The organism is Leifsonia williamsii (assembly GCF_030433685.1).
Classification (GTDB): Bacteria; Actinomycetota; Actinomycetes; order Actinomycetales; family Microbacteriaceae; genus Leifsonia; species Leifsonia williamsii.
Map to the genome: position 1 here is coordinate 414,435 of NZ_JAROCF010000001.1, position 15,746 is coordinate 430,180.

Below are 15,746 nucleotides of genomic sequence, written 5' to 3' on the forward strand. Positions count from 1 at the left end.
GCGCAGATTAGCGCCGGCTGCGTGCGGGTGGCCAGTCCTGGATCACGCGTGGGCCCGAGGACGTTCCCGCAGCAGCAGGGATGCCACCACCCCCACGGCGAGGACGGCCGGCATCAGCCACAGCACCGACCGGTAGTCGGCGAGCTCCGGGGTGTTCGGGAGGAACGCGCTCGGGATGGACGTCAGCAGGCCGCTGACGATGAAGCAGCACCCGTTCACGATCGCGGACGCGCTGCCGATCAGACTCCCGTCGACGGACTCCCCGGCGACCGTGAATCCGAGCATCTGCGCACCGGAGAACAGGCCGACTGCGAACATCAGGACCAGCGCCGCTCCGGACACCTCTGTCGGCAGATAGATCACCAGCGCGATCGCGATCCCCTGAAGGGCCAGCGCGATCGCGGCAGGGCGCTTCCGACTCCCCCACCGGTTGGAGACGATGTTCGCCACGGGTGCGCCGATCGCCAGGCCCAGCCACGCGACGGCCGTGAGCACGGTCGCGAACGCGGTCGACATCCCCCGGGCTTCCATGATCCGCGGGCCCCACAGCGTGCCGACGGCGAGCATGGTGCCGAAGGACGCCGCGGAGAGGGCCGCCGCGAGCACGACCTGCCGGTTCGAGAAGCATCGCCCCAGCTCGGTGAAGATCTGCGCCAAGACGTTCTTGCGCCGCGGACCGGGCACCGCGTCTCCGGCCGTCGTGGGGTCGCGCACGGGGTCGCGGACGAAGATGACGAAAAGCACGACCAGCAGCACGCCCACGCAGCCGAAAGCGACCAGCAGCTGCTGCCACGAGAGCGCTTGGAGGAACGCGAGGATCGCCGGCTGCCCGACCGCGGAACCCAGCGAGGCGAACGCCTGCACCAGCCCGAACATCAGTCCGTATCTCGCCGCCTGGAACCACGTGCCACCCACGTAGCCGGCACCGACGAACCCGAAGGATGCCCCGATCGCCAGCACGGCCTGTGCGAGCGCGAGCACGGCGAAGTCCGTCGTCCCCGCATAGAGGAACGCTCCGACGGTGACGAAGCCGACGGCGATCGCGAGCAGCGGCCGGCTGCCGAACCGGTCAAGCAGGGCGCCGGAGAAGAACTGCACGACGGCGAACACCCACGTGTAGATCGACGCGGCCAGGCCGATCTGCTCCAGCGATAGCGCGGCGGACTTCTGGATCTCCGGCGACACGACGGCGTAGCCGGTCTGGATGGCGAACAACCACACCACGAAGATGGTCGCCAGCACCCACACCAGCCACGCTTCCGGTCCGCCCAACCGCGTCGTCGCCGGAACCGGCGCCCCGCTCACGTCCGTCATCCGCGACCCTCCCCTCCCGTCCTGGTGGACAAGCTCGGTTCTACCGGAAGCGGTGCCCGGCGACTAGGTTCGGTCAGCAACGGGAGGAGCGAGCGCATGCGCAACGGGCTCAGCTGGTCCTGGTCCCTCTTCCTTCTCGGCCTCGTGCTGGCCCTCCCCGCGGCCGTCGCCACACCGTTCGACCCGTCGATCGGCCTCGGGCTCGCGATCGGCGTCATCCCCGCCGCCGCCAACCGGCTCGCGCCTCGACGAGCCGGGCGCTGGGTCACCGTCCTCGTCGGCATCGTCGCCGCCGCCGCCATGACCTTCGGCGCATCCCTCACGCGCACGCCCGTCCTCGCCGTGGTCGCGATCTTCGTGATCGGGCTCGTCGCCCCGCTCTGGGCCACGCGGAGCCGGGCCGGCGCGCTCGTCGTCTCACTCGCGCTCCCGCTCACCGGCATCGGGCTCAGCTTCAGCAGCGTCGGCACCACGGCCGTCCTGGGGCTGTTGATGATCGGCGGCTCCGTTTACGCCTGGCTGGTGTCGCTCGCGTGGCCGCAACGTCTTCCGCCGGTGCGTCAGCAAGCGCCCCCTCCAGGATCGCGCGCAGCGCTCAGCTACGGCGTCCTGCTGGGATGCGCCGGCGCGCTGGCGGCCACGACCGGCTACCTCCTGCATCTCGAGCACGTCGGATGGGTCACCGGCGCCTGCCTGCTCGTCATGCGGCCGACACGATCACTCCTGTTCCTCCGCACGATCGGCCGTGCCGTCTCGGTCACGCTGGGCGCCTTCGCCGCCGCGGCGTTCTCGGCCTGGGGGCCACCGGACCTCGTCCTAGCCATCGCGGTCGTCCTCGTCCTGGGAGCGGCGACGGCGACACACGACAGCCGCTGGTACGTCACCCCCGGCTTCACCACCTTCATCGCCCTCTCTCTGATACTTCAAGGCAATGGCGAATCACCCGCTGGGCGATTCAACGAGCGCACACTCGAGACGCTCCTCGGCGTCGGGATCGCGCTGATCTTCGGATGGCTTGTACCCGCAGTGCTCTCGCGTGGTGAATCAGCGTCCGTTGGAGCAGAAAGGTAGCACGCCCTGTTACGCCCAAGTAGCGTGAGAATGCCCAACTAGCCTAGGACGTGACACCACTTCCCTCGTCTGGTTCGCAGGCTTCTTGTGACTTCTTGAGCTATCTGGGCTTTTCTCGTTCTAGCTGGGCGTGGGCGAGGAAGTACTGACCACGTACATCAGCCGCGAGTCGGTCGCCGATCTCCGAGGGTGACGGGGAGGCTCAACTGACGCGGCGGCCACCGAACTGCGCAATCTCCTCAGCGCATCCTCGAGCTGCTCGAGCCCTTCCGCACCCAGATGATCCGCGATTTGCTCGCGGAGACGGTCGAACGCTTCGGCGCCGATGCGATGCATCTCCATCCCCGCGGCGTGACAACGAGTCGCTTCCGCCGGGCATCGGAAGGGTCGGCCCGCCGCTCGACGTAACCGAGCTCTTCCAGCGATGCGATCGCCTTCGCCGCCGCTTGCTTGGAGACACGGAGGGCGCGGCCGAGGTCCGACGCCGTGCCAGCACCAGCGTCGACAGCCCGGAGGGCGAACTCGTGATTCGCGGTGGCTCCGACATGTCCGGCCTCCTTCAGCTGGGCCACGACCACATCGACCCTCTCGCTGAATCCATCGAGGAGCAGTAGCGCGAGCTCTGCCCCGCGACTGGTGGGAAGGTGCGGTGCGTCAGCGGACATCTCCAACAGCGAGACGTTCGTCGACTTCCTCTGCGCCAACGAGCACACCTACCGCGCACGAATCTACGACCGCGTACGCGCAGCAGGATGCCCCGAGTGCATTCGTAACGCCAACGCCGCGTCCAAAAGGAACCTCGTCGCCACACACCCAACCGTCGCCGCCGAATGGCACCCCACCGCCAACGGCGACCTGCGCCCCGAGCACTTCGCCCACGGCTCAAAACGAAGAGGTCTTCTGGCTGTGCCCGAAGGGCCACGACTACGAGCAGCGCATCGACCGACGTGCCGCCGGCTACCAGTGCTCCGTCTGCTCACGACGACGCCTCGTCAGCGGTACGAACGATGTCGCCACCGAACACCCCAAGCTCATCAAGGAGTGGCACCCATACCTCAACTACCCGAAGAAGCCGAGCGAGATATTCCCTGGCACGGAGAAGCACTACTGGAAGTGCAAGGCAGCTGGCCAGAAGACCTACCAGTCGATCCCGCACAGGCTGAAGTCCAAGGGATGCACGGAGTGCCGGCCGGTAGACCGGCTACTCGCACGCTGAGGGCCGACGACGCGGGACTCATCCCCAGTCAGCGGAGGTTGCCTCATCCCAGTGTCGCAGGACGTACGAACCCACTTGGCTTAGAGACACATCGACGATGTCGACGGACGCAGGATCAGCATCCCAAGCTGCCGGATAGGGTCCAGGATCCGCCTTTCGCAGCATCGACACCATCGACTGGTCATTCGACAGCAGAGCTGCGACCCGAACGCGGTCCAGCGTCGGGTTCGGTCGCCGTGAAGTGATGCTCCACGTCACATTCGCTCCGGCAATCTCGTCAGCAGACCATCTTTCCGACGCGAGCGCGTCTGCTTCGATGCGTAGCAATCTTTCCGGGTTGAGCCTGCGGAGACGATCGAACCATTCGTCAACACCTCTGTCCGACAGAGGAGACACCGCACTCTGGAGCTCGCGCGCCGCTCGCTCCTCCAATAGTGAGCGCTGGGCTTCGATCCAATCCACATAGTGGCGCGACCCCGAGGGGTGAGCCTCATCGAGCAAGACCCCGACGTCGAGCGGGTTCAATGCCTGGGCTCTCGCGAAATCCAGCCCGTCCAGAAATGTCTGGCTCCCAAGTCTCAGTACCTCCTCAGCGAACGAAAGTAACTGGGTCTCGCCCCTAACGCCGAAAGGACCTGTCCTGTAGCTGAGCTCCGGCGCATCTGCCAACTCGGAGAGGAAAGGGTAGAGAGCTTCGACGGAAACCGCAGTTTCCCAGCGCCGACGCATAGTGTTCATCGTCGCCTCTGGCGCCGCTGAGAAAAGCGCCCGCAGTTCACCAGCCGCTCTACTAGCCTCCTCGGCCAGGTCTAGCCGGGCCAACAGTCCATTGACTACAACGTCCGAAACTTCTCCCGGCGGAAGGGCGTACGCGAAGTATCGGTCAAAGAACGCGGGATCTCCGATTCGTTGTCTCGTTCCACTGGAGTAGGTGCGTGCCGACGGCGCCTCCTTCCGATCAGCCGCAAAGTTCGGAAACAGGTAGTCGAGAATCTCCAAAACGTCTTCGCGCTGGTACGTGGCTCCGACGACAGACTCGATCGTTTCTACCACCTGGCGGGCTAGCACCTTGTTGCCGTCGTTCAGAGTTCGCAACCGGAAGCCGGCGGAGACACCTGCAAACACATCGGGGTGGTTTGCCACCAACTGCCAGACGCCCGGATAAGAAACGCGAAGAAGACAGATTAGGCACCAGTCGAGGAAATTCACTTCGCCATGCAGCCGTTGCGGCAGCGCCATAACGCTGTCTAGGAACCGTGCGGCGATCCGCGGAGTGGGCAGCATCTGCCAGCCGAATGACTCCATTCGCCAAACGAATTCCTCCTGCGCATCTTCGTCGGCGGCGTACATCGGGTGGGTAGCGAGTCCAAAGTCAACGAGCGGCACGAGCACCTCGTTGCTCCACTGCGAGTGACTCATTCGTGGAACATAGACCTTGCGTTCGACGATCTTCTCGAGATACTGCCTCGCTCGCTCTCGACTACCGGCAATGGGCGTCCTGGCGAGCAGCTCTAACAACGCCTCTTCGTCGTAGGCAAGAACATATACGAGACCCGGGACATCCCCGATCAAGCGGATGAGCTTGAAGAACAGCAGAAGCTCTTCAGGAGTCAGCCGATCGAGGTCGTCCACAAGCACATACGCCGGCCCGGCATTCTTCGAGAAGCTCTTCCTCAATTCCTCGCGGATTGAGCTGGGAGAGTCGAGTCCACGAAGCGCGGACGCCGCCTTCATGGCCGTTCCGCTCACATCGAACCCCAGCCCTTTCATAGAGGGACCGAGATAGTCGAGCGCGGTCGCCATGCGCTTGCGCGCGCGCCTATCTTGTATCCGCTCCAAAAGGAAGGCCGCGAAGCCCCGGTACAAGCTCAGCTCGTCAGAGAAAAGCCATGGATTGAACTCACGGGTATGCCCACCAAGGTCGCCACGCACGCGATCGAGGATCCATGTCTTGCCGCTTCCCCAAGAGCCCACGATGGCAACAAAGCGGGCGCGATCATGTGTCGCGGCGTTACCCAGTACTTGCTTGACTAACTCACCAAGTAGCGCGCCGCGGTTGAAACGATCCTCTTCCTCCACACCGCTAATACTGCACGCTCCTTTCCCGTAGAACGCGACCGTTACACACTCCTGAAGAGATCGGCGGCTGAGCCATGCCACGATTCGCACGTACGAGCTGAAGCACCGATCGGTTCTTCCCGAGCTCCGCACCGTTCACGAACGCTGGGCGCGAGCGCGGCCAACCGACCTCTCGAGCTCCGGCCATCATGCCGCCGACGAATCGCCTTCCGGTGGCACGATAGCGCGAACGCCCAAGTGTCGTGTCCTGAAGACCATGTGAAGGTCGTAGCTGACCAACGTGACACTCTTGGCAAACGGCCGAACAGACAATGCGGTGTCGATGATCTCTGAGTCGTTCTTAGGCAGAGGTCGATGATGGAGCGACTCGAACATCAAGACCGCATAGAGGGCGGAAGACGGACCTGACTCGCCTCGCGAGAACGGGCGCACCTCCACCCGCTGGAAGTCACTCACAAAAGTGCGTCGAAGCCATCCCAATGCGAGCGTGGCGAGCCACTTGCGATCGTGCGACTCGCCGTCTATCTCCATCTTGCCATTGGCATGCTTTAACGTGTCCAGTTCCTCGATCACTACCGCCGGAATAGCGATAGCGATGGACTGACCTCGGCGAGTATCCGTGAGGGCAGACCAGTCAAGGTCCGGCATCGCGCCCTTACTCCGCATCAACACGTTTGTGTCCACAACCGCCGCATGCAGTCGCTCTGGAAACGAGGAGTCCAGGCTCGGTACGTTCCAAATGGCGACCTCACGCTTGAGCATCTCCTCAGCGATTTGGAGTTCGCCGATTCGCTCGTTCAGCTCCAAGGCAATCAGGTCAGTGAGCGTCGCTCCATAGGCGACCGGGTCCATGACCTGAATGGTCCAAGACCGTTGTGACGTTAGGAGTCGGCGAACCTCGGACGCCGGAAAAGCGTTGGCGAGTAGTCGCTCCTGCGAAGCGGCCCACCCAAGGTAGTCGTTGAAAAGCGCTATCGCGGCGCTACCTCTACCCAGAACGTTGCCTGCCTCGCGAGATGCATCCGCCAAGAGCTTGATGGCAGCATTCGGGTCCACCCCCTCGTTGATGCGCACTTGCTCATCGAGCCGGGAAATGGTCATGTCTGATGCTCCTATGGATTCCGACACACAGCAACACCCGCTGCCGCCCCGCGAAAACGAGTCACGGCCAGCTGCCATGGGCAGTTCCAGAGCCAGCCGTCAGCCCAGACCGGACGTCAGTGATTGCCTCCGATGCCCTGCTTTTCTCATGGCGCCACTCCCGCAAAGCCCAACTAGCTTGAGAAAGCCCAAGTAGCGCGAGACGTGACACGTCTCGCCTTCGTCACGCCCGCAGCGACTCACCACGCGCACGCACTCAGTGACGCCGCAGACGCCGTGAGCACCGCAGGGCCGCCGACGAGTTCGACCGTCGTGACGCCCAGGCGGCGGAAGTCGGCCAGCACGCCGCGCGGCACGCAGCTCGAGGGTGCCAGGTAGAGCGGCGAGGCGGTCTTGCCGGCGAGCGTCGTCGCCGACAGGGCGTCCGGGAAGCCGAAGCCGGTGGCCAGCAGCGCAGTGGTCGCGTGGCTGTAGGCGTCCTTGTTGACGGCGAGGGCCGTTCCATAGCGGTCGGCGCCGGCGAGGCGGGTGACGGTGTAGCCCTTCTGGGTCAGGGAGGCCGCGAGGCCGGCCGACACGGCGCTCGGGCCGCCGACCAGGCGGACGTTCTTCGCCTTGAGGGACGCGAGGAGGGACGCGGTCGCCGGGTCGACGCTCGGCGCGTTCCCGTCCACCAGGAGGATCGGGGCGCCCTTCGCTCCGGCGGCGCCGCCCGCGCTCAACGCATCGGGGAAGGTGTTGCCGGAGGCCAGGTACACCGTGCTCGCGGTGGTGAAGGCGCCCGAAGCGACCGCTCGCGACGTGGCGAAGCGGTCGTCTCCCGCCGCTCGCGACACGGTCGCTCCGGGGACCGCGGCGCGCAGCTGCGTGAGCACCGAGTCTCCGATCGGGAACGGGCCGCCCACGACGACGATCGTGGAGGGGTGGAGGCGCTTCACCTCGGCGACCACATCGCCGGGCACCTCGTACGGCGTAGTGAGCAGCAGCGGGCCTCCCCGCTTGGTGGCGGCCGGTCCCGCGGCGAGCGCGTCCGGGTAGTTGACGCCCGAGGCGATGTAGACGACGGGCGCGGCACCGGGGAACTCGGCCCGGGACACGGCGACGGAGGTCGCGTACCGGTCGCCGCCGGCGACGCGTGAGACGCCGAGGAGGCGCAGGGCGGCGATGCTGGTGTTGCCCGAGAGCGCACCCGAGACGTAGGCGGTACCGGACGTGGTGTCGACCGCGACGTCGGCGGGCGTCGGGAGCGGGCTGCTCGCGACGACGGCCTTCGAGCCGGTGCTGATGGCGACCAGCTCGTTCACGGTGCCGCCCTCGAACGGCTGGGAGACGGCGGCGTAGAGGATCCCGGCGGCGGGATCGGTCTCGAGCGAGGCGGCCTGCGCGGGGAGGCCGATGGTCGTGCTGACAGACGCGGCGCCGCGCGCCACGACCGCGACGCCCGAGCCGCCCGGCGTGCGCTGGGAGACGTAGACGGTGCCGGTCGTGGCATCCGTGGTGAGCGTGTTCGGCATCCCGCTCAGCGGCACCGTGCGGACCAGGGCGTTCGATGCGGCGTTGATGACGTACAACGACGACCCCGAGAGTCCGGCAGCCGCCGCATAGACGAACCCGCCTCCCGCGTCGACGGCCACCGAGGCCACCCGCTTCGAGGCATCGGGAAGCACGACCGCGGTCGGCGTGACGGCTGTGCCGCCGATGGCGGCGGCGACCTGTGCGGCGCTGACGGTCAGGACCTCCGGAACCTGGGCCCCGTTCTTCGAGGACGCCCCGGCGACGTAGACGGCCCCGGTGGCGGTGTCCACACCGATCCCGCTGTCGCCGCTCGCGCCGGTCACCTGGAAGGCGCCGAGCGGGACGGTCGCGACGTGCGCCCTGGTCGCCGTGGCGAAGACCCAGAGGGCGGAGGTGCCCGCGGCGAGATCGCTGACCGTTAGGTAGACGTATCCACGGCCGGCGTCGATGGAGACCCCGTTCGGCAGGCTCGGCACCGTGACGGTGCTCTTCACGGTGTTCGTCGCCGTGTCCACCACGGCGAGGCTGCTGTGGTTCCGCCCCGCTTCGAGGGCGTAGAGCGTGTGCTTCGCCGCATCCACCGCCATGTTCGGCACCGTCGCGAAGGCGTCTCCGCCGTTCGGGGCGGTGACCGAGCCGACAGCGGCGAGCGTCGGCGTTGCAGCCGTGCCGGCGGTCGCCGGCGACGCCAGCAGCGCTGTCACCACCACGGCCGCAGACGTCGCCAGCGCGGCGGCGGCGCGCCTGATCCTCGAGTTAACTGCGTGCATCGAAGTCCCCCCATGTCCCCGCCCGGTGCGAGCCCAGGGCGATTATGGCAGCGGGCACGGCGCGAAATCGGAACGTGCGAGCTTTATCAGAATGCGTCTGGTTTCAGAATGCGTTTGGTATTGGAATGGGCGTGGGGAGGGCGGTCAGCGCCCATCTCCCCGCACCCCTCTCCCCCGCAGTATCCTTCCCCCACCCATGGTGGGGACGGACCGCGGAGGGGGCGGCATGGCGGAGCTCATGGTGGACTACATCACCTCGCTCGACGGGTTCGGGTCGGCGGAGGGATGGCCGGGCCTGTGGGGCATGGGCGGCCCCGAGTACTACGAGCTGCTGCGAGTCGACGCCGAGCGCGACTACATCGTGCTGCTCGGGACGCGGACGTACCGGCTGTTCGCCGAGTTCGCGCGCACCGGCGCCGAGGACATGGCGGAGCTGACCGCACGCCCCAAGATCGTGTTCTCCCGCTCGCTGGACGAGCCGCTGGAGTGGGCGAACACGCGACTGGTCGCCGCGGATGCGGTGGAGGCGGTGCGCGAGCTGAAGCGCGGCGAGAGCGACCTCCGGACCATCGGCAGCCCCAGCCTGTGCCGTTCGCTGCTGCAGGCCGGGCTGGTGGACCGGTTCCGGGTGGTCGTCTTCCCCGTCGTCAACGGGGCGACCGGTGCCGACCGCCTGTACGACGGGTGGCCGGATGTCGTCATGGAGTCGACCTCCATCCGGGTGCTGGACGGGCGGCTCGTGCTCTACGAGGCGGTCCCGGTCGTGGTGGACGGGCCCCCGGACGGCGGGGGCGCCGGCACCGCATGACCCTGCGCCTGGAGCCCTGGCAGGAGGGCGACCTCCCCCTCCTGCAGGCCGCCAACACCGTCGACATGACCCGCCACCTCGGCGGCCCCGAGAGCGCTGAACGGCTCGCCGTGCGGCATGCCCGCTACCTGCGCGGGTGGGAGACCGGGGAGTGCCGCATGTACCGGATCACCGACGGCACGGGCGTGGTCGGGTCGATCGGGTGGTGGTCGACCGAGTGGCGGGAGGCGGAGGTGCACGAGACCGGGTGGTTCATCCTCCCCGGGGCGCAGGGGCGGGGGCTGGCGGCAGCGGCCGTCCCGCTGATCGTGGACGACCTCCAGGAGCACGGATGGCTGCCCCTGCTCGTGGCGTTCCCGAACGTCGACAACCGCGCCTCCAACCGGGTGTGCGAGCGGGCGGGATTCACGCTCGCCGGGGTCGACGACTTCCCGTACCGGGGCGTGACGCTGCACTGCAACGTGTGGACGCTGCGGCTGCCGGAGCACGAGGGCTAGGCCGGCTTGGTCGCCTTGCCGTCGAGCCACAGCGTGTCCGACTCGTCGCGGTGGACGCTGTCGGCGCCGACGAACTTCGCGTCGATCGTCGGACCCTTCGTGATGACGTGCACCATCGCCATGCCGTGGCCGCGGCCCAGGTCGTAGTCGTCCTTCAGCCAGGCGAGGATGTCGCCGACCTTCGTGTCCGGCCCGAAGCCCCTCGACTGCGCCTCGGTGAGCAGCTCGCGCGGCGTCCGGCCGGTCTTGTCCTCGATGGTGTCCAGGTACGCCTGAAAAGACATGGTCCAGGTCTACCATGACGGCCACATCCCCCGTCCACCCCCAGAAGGAGCCCACCATGGCCGTGCTCACCGACACCTTCACCCTCTCCAACGGCGTCACGATCCCGAAGATCGGGTTCGGCACCTGGCAGATCCCCGACGGGCCCGAGACGTACGACTCGGTGCGCACCGCGCTCGACGCCGGGTACCGGCACATCGACACCGCCCGTGCGTACGGCAACGAGGAGAGCGTCGGGCGCGCGGTCCGCGACAGCGGTGTGCCGCGCGACGAGATCTTCATCACGACCAAGTGCCCGGCCGAGGTGAAGGACGCGGAGGGAGCGCGCCACGCGTTCGAGCGCTCCACCGCGCTGCTCGACCTCGGGCCGGTCGACCTCTACCTCATCCACGCGCCCTGGCCGTGGAGCAAGCAGGGGAGCGACCACCGCGCCGGCAACATCGAGGTCTGGAAGGTGTTCGAGGAGCTGTACGAGGCCGGCCGGGCGCGCGCGATCGGGGTCAGCAACTTCGAGCCGGACGACCTGGAGTCGCTCACCGCGGCCACCGACGTCATGCCGCACGCCAACCAGATCCGCTGGTTCGTCGGCAACACCCAGCCGGAGACGACGGCCTGGTGCCGGGAGCACGACGTGCTGGTCGAGGGCTACTCGCCGCTCGCCACCGGCCGGCTGCTCGACAACGGCGACATCGCGGCCATCGCCGAAAAGTACGGCAAGTCCGTCGCGCAGGTGAGCATCCGCTACCTGCTGCAGAAGGACATCCTCCCGCTCCCGAAGTCGACCACGCCGAGCCGGATCGTCGAGAACGCCGACGTCGACTTCGAGCTGTCGCCGGAGGACGTGGCGGCGCTCGACGCGCTCGACGCGGGCGACCGCTAGGGGGTCGGGTGCGGCGGCCGCCGCGTCAGCTGATCCGGAGGCTGGCGATGCGGTCGCCGCGCAGGCCGAAGACCAACGGGCCGGTGCCGTTGTAGCCGTCACCGGAGACCGTCATGGTGACGACGACAGTGTCGGCGTCGGGCCCCGGCTCGATGCCGACCACGTCGAAGTGCGAGTTGACGCCGATGTTGTCGGTGCGGTCCCAGTCGCGTACGCCGTCGTGGCCGTGGAACTCGCGGCCCCAGTCGTTCAGGTAGGCGTCGTCGGTGAACACGTCGACGAAGGCCTCGGAATCGCCGCGGTTCGTGGCGTCGACGAAGCGCTGGACGGGCGGAGGGAGCTGGATGTCGGGCATGCGTTCAGTCTGCCGCTCGGTGAGGGGCGGTGGGAGGGAGTGCTGATCCCCGGGTGGGTCGGTCCCCCGCTACGCCGGCGCCTCGGTGCCGGCGTCGGGTGAGGCCACGGTCAGCCGGAAGCGCGGCGGCGCCTTCTCGTCGTGCAGGGCGAGGCGCGCGAGCACGTCGCCCACCGCCGGCCCGAACTTGAAGCCGTGTCCCGAGAAGCCGGTCGCGACGACGACGGGGCCGACGCGGTCGAGCACGAAGTCCTCCTGCTCGGTGTTGTCGTAGAGGCAGCTGATCCCCTCGGGGCTGGTGGAGTCGACCCCCGGCACCCAGCGAGCCACGTACTCCTGGAGACGGTGGAGGCGGGCGACGTCGATCGCGCGGTCGCGGTCGTTGGGGTCCACGACCGGGCCGACGCCGTGGAAGCCGACCTTGACGCCCTCGCCGGGGGTGAGGAGGCCGTACGCGCTCGGCAGGGAGTCGTCGGTGGGATGGTGCACGAAGCTCGGCCAGGCCGCCTCTCCGTCGGGCTCGCCCGGCACCAGCGGGAAATGCGCCGGCTGCTCCTCGGTGACGGCGACGGTCGGCAGGGCGGCGCCGTGAGCGGCGAGCCAGGGACCGATCAGCGCGGGGGTCCACGAGCCGGCCGCGACGACGAGGCGGTCCGCCGTGTGCTCACCGTCGGCGGTGGTCACGGTCACGGCGTCGTCGGTCGGTGCGATCGACGTGACGCGTGTCTCGAACCGGAGCTCCGCTCCCGCCGCCTGGGCCTGGTCGAGCAGCGCGTCGACGGCGTGATCGGCGCGCAGCCGCCCGCCGCCCGGGCTGAACAGCACGTGGTCCTCGAAGCGCAGGCCGGGCCAGCGGCTCGTCGCCTCGGCGGCGGTGAGCCATTCGTACGCGAGGCCGGCGGCCTCCTGCGCCTCGGCGATCGCGCGCAGCACGCCGAGGTCGCCGTGGTCGACCGCACCGGTCGCATCGAGCAGTCGCCGGCCGCTGCGCCGCTCGAGCTCGCGCCACCCGGCCAGGGCGGCGACGGACAGCTCGACGTAGTCGGCCTCGGCGTACCCGTGCCGGAAGATGCGCGTCGCGCCGTGCGACGAGCCGCGATCGTGCCCGCGCTCGAACGCCTCCAGCAGCAGCACCTCGGCGCCCTGGCGCGCGAGCGACCACGCGGCGGCGGCCCCGACGACGCCGGCGCCGATGACGATGGCGGTGGTGGGCATGCTCGACACCTTAGCCGCACGGGCGGCGACCCAGCCGCCCTGACCCTCGCAAGCGGGCTGCCGGGGCATTCGGGCATCCCGGCAGACTGGAGGCCACCCGAACCTGTGAGGAATCAATGCGCGCCCGAATTCTGCTGACCGCCCTGCTGACGGCCGGCGTGCTGGCCGCGGCACCGCTCGCCGCCCCGCCGCCCGCCACGGCTGCCGCTACCGAAGTGGTGATCACGACCTCCGTCGACGCGGGAAAAGGCAAGGTCACCGTCCCCAAGGTGGTCGGCCTCGACGGCAAGCGCGCCAGCAAGAAGCTGAAGGCGGCCGGGCTCAAATGGAAGTGGTCGAAGGTCGTCATCGTCAAGGGCAACTGGACCGTGACGAAGTCCTCGCCGAAGGCGGGCAGCGCGGTCAAGGCCGGGACGACGGTGAAGCTGACGGTCAAGAAGAAGACGGGCAAGGGCGGATCGACGTCGACACCGGTTCCGACGGTGACGGAGACGCCCGCTGCCATCGACGTTCCGTCGACGCCCGCACCGCCCGCGCCCGCTGATCCTGCGCCACAAGCTCCCGCACCCGTCGCACCAGCGCCTGCTCCCGCTCCCCCAGCGCCCGCCCCCGCTCCTCCGGCTCCGGATGTGAGCTACGCGAACTGCACGGAGGTGAGGGCGGCGGGCAAGGCGCCCCTCTATGCCGGACAGCCAGGCTACGCACCCAAGCTCGACCGGGACGGCGACGGCGTGGCGTGCGAGTGACCGCAGAGGACTACGGCGCAGGCGGCCGCTGGAAGTAGGTGGGCGCGACACCCGCCGTAACGCCCACCGCGACGGCGACGGCGATGCCCATCAGCACCGTCGCGCCGCTCACGAATGCGATCGCCACGATCGCGCCGAGGGCGCCGATGACGAACGGTGCGATCTGCTGCGTGCGGCGGGCGAGCGTGCGCGGCGCCGCTCGCCAGGCGGCGTCGGCGTCGGCTCCGCGGAGGCCCGCGAACCGGCTGAGGGCGGACATCGCGACGACGGCCACCAGCAAAGCCCAGGACCAGCGGAGGCCGAACGGGTCCTGCAGGCCGAGGGCGACACCGAGTGCGAAGGCCGCGATCACGGCGACCGGCACGGCAAGGCCGACCCAGCCCCACGGCCCGAACAGCGGCGCAGCCGGCGGCCGGGGGCCCCGCCCGAGGGTCGCCCCCGCGACCTCGCGATTCTGCAGCATGCCGCGACCCTATCGGGTGGGCGCCGACCCCGTCACTCCTTCCCGCAGCGGGTGCGGGCCTCCTGGCGCCCCGTAGTGGAACGGCGAGATCACGGCGAGCGCCGCCGCGAGCAGGGCGGCGACGGTGGCCATGGCGCACCAGTGGACGACCACCGCGCCGGTCCGCTCGCGCAGCGCGCGCCGGAGCGCCGCCAACAGCAGGAGTCCGGCGAGCGCTCCGGCCGTGTTGAGAATCACATCGGTGATGTCCGAGCTGCCGACGGCCAGGACGTACTGGGTCGCCTCCAGCGCGAGGCTCGTGAGCACGGCCGCCCCCGCGACGCGGAGCCAGGACCACCGCGGCGCGACCAGTCCGGCGTACACGCCGAAGGGCACGAACAGGGCGACGTTCGCGAGCATCTCGAACCCCGTGCTGACGCCGTAGCCGTCGCCCGCCACGAAGGGGACGAGCTTCACGGCCCGCTGCTCGCCCGTGCCGAGGTACGGCACGCCCAGCTTCCACAGCACCGCCCAGACGAGCAGCGCGAGGTAGACCGCGAACAGCGCGACGGGGAGGCTGCGCGGGCTCTCGCGGACGACGGGCAGGGACCGGGTGACGCTCATGCTCCGACGATAGGAAACGGTCCGCCGCGGCGGATCGGTCTCGCGGCCCCTTCGCGTCCTCCTGGAGGATGACCGCGCTCAGCGGTCGAGCAGCCGCGTCTCCCCGTGGGCCTTCAGGAACTTCTTCGCGTAGCCGGGGACTGTGCCGCCCAGCACCTCCCAGCGGGCGGTGTTGATCCACTCCTCGGTTCCGGTCGCGGCGGCGGCCTGCATGGCGAGGTCGCCGATGCGGACGACGTCGGGCGGGCTGCCCTCGATGACGACCGTCACCCACTGGTCCGCGTCGGGGAGGATGCGCGTCTTCACCAGCCAGACCCGGGCGCGGAGGCGCTCCTCCTGCAGCCGCTTCAGGAACTCCGCCCGCCACGGCACCAGCTCGCCGTCGGCCAGCACCTCCAGCTCGGCCGGCTGCTGCAGCTGCGTCGGGAAGGCCTGCGCCCAGTCGAGCAGCGCGGCGCGGTCCTGCGGCCAGATCGTGATGGGGTCCTCCCAGAACGGGTCGATGCCGATGGGGAGGGCGGGGTTGCTGTGCCGCAGGAGGTCCGGCATGCCGATCGCGAGCGTCGTCCCGGCCGGGTCGCTCCAGACGACCGGGATGAAGTCGGTGTTCGTCACGGCGATCAGGTACGTGGTGCCGTCGGGCGCGACCATGCCCGCGAAGGAGGTGGGATCGGCGGGGTCCACCTGCACGAGCACGCGCGACGTGGCCAGGTGGTAGCGGGAGCGGCGCATGCGCTCACGCTCCTCGGCGGAGCGGGCCAGGCGGCCCTCCGCGGAGAACGGGTCGAGGGCGGGCTCCAGGATGACCTCCGTTATCGGGACGCCGCCCAA

Annotated in this window: 16 protein-coding genes and 1 pseudogene; 6 read left to right on the top strand and 11 right to left on the bottom strand. The window is 68.8% G+C overall.

Features of this window, described 5'->3' with window-relative positions:
* Window positions 1–42: 42 nt before the first annotated feature.
* On the bottom strand, window positions 43–1,314 hold the full coding sequence (locus tag P5G50_RS01840) for an MFS transporter (protein ID WP_301209989.1): 1,272 nt from the start codon (window positions 1,312–1,314) through the stop codon (window positions 43–45).
* A 96-nt stretch (window positions 1,315–1,410) separates the two neighbouring features.
* Here P5G50_RS01840 and P5G50_RS01845 point away from each other — a divergent pair, with 96 nt between their 5' ends.
* Complete coding sequence (locus P5G50_RS01845; protein WP_301209990.1) at window positions 1,411–2,385, top strand: FUSC family protein; 975 nt, start codon at window positions 1,411–1,413, stop codon at window positions 2,383–2,385.
* A 239-nt stretch (window positions 2,386–2,624) separates the two neighbouring features.
* On the opposite strand, the gene P5G50_RS01850 is transcribed toward P5G50_RS01845, so the two are convergent.
* Window positions 2,625–3,089: a MarR family winged helix-turn-helix transcriptional regulator gene (locus P5G50_RS01850; RefSeq protein WP_301209991.1), complete on the bottom strand. Its 465-nt coding sequence runs from the start codon at window positions 3,087–3,089 to the stop codon at window positions 2,625–2,627.
* A 161-nt stretch (window positions 3,090–3,250) separates the two neighbouring features.
* Here P5G50_RS01850 and P5G50_RS18640 point away from each other — a divergent pair.
* A pseudogene (locus P5G50_RS18640) lies at window positions 3,251–3,601 on the top strand (zinc-ribbon domain-containing protein); the annotation flags it as partial.
* 18 nt (window positions 3,602–3,619) lie between these two features.
* Here P5G50_RS18640 and P5G50_RS01855 read toward each other — a convergent pair.
* The 3 genes from P5G50_RS01855 to P5G50_RS01865 form a co-directional block, all read right to left on the bottom strand.
* Window positions 3,620–5,761, bottom strand: coding sequence for a KAP family P-loop NTPase fold protein (locus P5G50_RS01855; RefSeq protein WP_301209992.1), 2,142 nt, complete (start codon window positions 5,759–5,761; stop codon window positions 3,620–3,622).
* Between the two features lie 105 nt (window positions 5,762–5,866).
* Window positions 5,867–6,781 carry a PIN domain-containing protein gene (locus P5G50_RS01860; RefSeq protein ID WP_301209993.1) on the bottom strand — a complete coding sequence of 305 codons (915 nt, stop codon included), beginning with the start codon at window positions 6,779–6,781 and terminating at the stop codon, window positions 5,867–5,869.
* Between the two features lie 239 nt (window positions 6,782–7,020).
* Complete coding sequence (locus P5G50_RS01865; RefSeq protein ID WP_301209994.1) at window positions 7,021–9,066, bottom strand: cell wall-binding repeat-containing protein; 2,046 nt, start codon at window positions 9,064–9,066, stop codon at window positions 7,021–7,023.
* Window positions 9,067–9,262: 196 nt separating this feature from the next.
* Here P5G50_RS01865 and P5G50_RS01870 point away from each other — a divergent pair, with 196 nt between their 5' ends.
* A complete protein-coding gene (locus tag P5G50_RS01870; protein ID WP_301209995.1) occupies window positions 9,263–9,874 on the top strand; it encodes a dihydrofolate reductase family protein in 612 nt (203 codons plus the stop codon).
* The gene (locus tag P5G50_RS01875) at window positions 9,871–10,371 is read left to right on the top strand and encodes a GNAT family N-acetyltransferase (RefSeq protein WP_301209996.1); all 501 of its coding nucleotides are present in this window, start codon (window positions 9,871–9,873) and stop codon (window positions 10,369–10,371) included. Before P5G50_RS01870 ends, P5G50_RS01875 begins: the two co-directional genes overlap by 4 nt.
* Here the strand turns inward: P5G50_RS01875 and P5G50_RS01880 are convergent.
* Complete coding sequence (locus P5G50_RS01880; RefSeq protein WP_301209997.1) at window positions 10,368–10,655, bottom strand: DUF4287 domain-containing protein; 288 nt, start codon at window positions 10,653–10,655, stop codon at window positions 10,368–10,370. The two genes, P5G50_RS01875 and P5G50_RS01880, sit on opposite strands and share 4 nt — an antisense overlap.
* A gap of 56 nt (window positions 10,656–10,711) precedes the next feature.
* Between P5G50_RS01880 and P5G50_RS01885 the strand changes: the two genes are divergently transcribed.
* A complete protein-coding gene (locus tag P5G50_RS01885; protein WP_301209998.1) occupies window positions 10,712–11,533 on the top strand; it encodes an aldo/keto reductase in 822 nt (273 codons plus the stop codon).
* Between the two features lie 25 nt (window positions 11,534–11,558).
* Here the strand turns inward: P5G50_RS01885 and P5G50_RS01890 are convergent, their stop codons facing one another.
* Window positions 11,559–11,888, bottom strand: a complete 330-nt coding sequence (locus P5G50_RS01890; RefSeq protein ID WP_301209999.1) for a nuclear transport factor 2 family protein — start codon at window positions 11,886–11,888, stop codon at window positions 11,559–11,561.
* 69 nt (window positions 11,889–11,957) lie between these two features.
* Window positions 11,958–13,103 (bottom strand): N-methyl-L-tryptophan oxidase, encoded by a 1,146-nt coding sequence (gene solA, locus P5G50_RS01895; protein ID WP_301210000.1) that lies wholly within the window; start codon window positions 13,101–13,103, stop codon window positions 11,958–11,960.
* A gap of 116 nt (window positions 13,104–13,219) precedes the next feature.
* On the opposite strand from solA, the gene P5G50_RS01900 reads away from it, so the two are divergent.
* Entirely contained in the window at window positions 13,220–13,849 is a 630-nt protein-coding gene (locus P5G50_RS01900) for an excalibur calcium-binding domain-containing protein (protein WP_301210001.1), read from the top strand.
* A gap of 10 nt (window positions 13,850–13,859) precedes the next feature.
* Here P5G50_RS01900 and P5G50_RS01905 read toward each other — a convergent pair whose 3' ends face one another.
* The 3 genes from P5G50_RS01905 to P5G50_RS01915 all read right to left on the bottom strand — a co-directional run bounded on the left by P5G50_RS01905 (window position 13,860) and on the right by P5G50_RS01915 (window position 15,746).
* A complete protein-coding gene (locus tag P5G50_RS01905) occupies window positions 13,860–14,312 on the bottom strand; it encodes a hypothetical protein (RefSeq protein WP_301210002.1) in 453 nt (150 codons plus the stop codon).
* Between the two features lie 9 nt (window positions 14,313–14,321).
* A complete protein-coding gene (locus tag P5G50_RS01910; RefSeq protein WP_301210003.1) occupies window positions 14,322–14,915 on the bottom strand; it encodes a VanZ family protein in 594 nt (197 codons plus the stop codon).
* Between the two features lie 78 nt (window positions 14,916–14,993).
* Entirely contained in the window at window positions 14,994–15,746 is a 753-nt protein-coding gene (locus P5G50_RS01915) for a hypothetical protein (RefSeq protein WP_301210004.1), read from the bottom strand.

Coding starts and splice junctions, on each gene's coding strand:
- P5G50_RS01840 (WP_301209989.1), bottom strand. CDS start 1,314: ATGACGGACGTGAGCGGGGCGCCGGTTCCGGCGACGACGCGGTTGGGC.
- P5G50_RS01845 (WP_301209990.1), top strand. CDS start 1,411: ATGCGCAACGGGCTCAGCTGGTCCTGGTCCCTCTTCCTTCTCGGCCTC.
- P5G50_RS01860 (WP_301209993.1), bottom strand. CDS start 6,781: ATGACCATTTCCCGGCTCGATGAGCAAGTGCGCATCAACGAGGGGGTG.
- P5G50_RS01865 (WP_301209994.1), bottom strand. CDS start 9,066: ATGCACGCAGTTAACTCGAGGATCAGGCGCGCCGCCGCCGCGCTGGCG.
- P5G50_RS01870 (WP_301209995.1), top strand. CDS start 9,263: ATGGTGGGGACGGACCGCGGAGGGGGCGGCATGGCGGAGCTCATGGTG.
- P5G50_RS01875 (WP_301209996.1), top strand. CDS start 9,871: ATGACCCTGCGCCTGGAGCCCTGGCAGGAGGGCGACCTCCCCCTCCTG.
- P5G50_RS01880 (WP_301209997.1), bottom strand. CDS start 10,655: ATGTCTTTTCAGGCGTACCTGGACACCATCGAGGACAAGACCGGCCGG.
- P5G50_RS01885 (WP_301209998.1), top strand. CDS start 10,712: ATGGCCGTGCTCACCGACACCTTCACCCTCTCCAACGGCGTCACGATC.
- P5G50_RS01890 (WP_301209999.1), bottom strand. CDS start 11,888: ATGCCCGACATCCAGCTCCCTCCGCCCGTCCAGCGCTTCGTCGACGCC.
- solA (WP_301210000.1), bottom strand. CDS start 13,103: ATGCCCACCACCGCCATCGTCATCGGCGCCGGCGTCGTCGGGGCCGCC.
- P5G50_RS01900 (WP_301210001.1), top strand. CDS start 13,220: ATGCGCGCCCGAATTCTGCTGACCGCCCTGCTGACGGCCGGCGTGCTG.
- P5G50_RS01905 (WP_301210002.1), bottom strand. CDS start 14,312: ATGCTGCAGAATCGCGAGGTCGCGGGGGCGACCCTCGGGCGGGGCCCC.
- P5G50_RS01910 (WP_301210003.1), bottom strand. CDS start 14,915: ATGAGCGTCACCCGGTCCCTGCCCGTCGTCCGCGAGAGCCCGCGCAGC.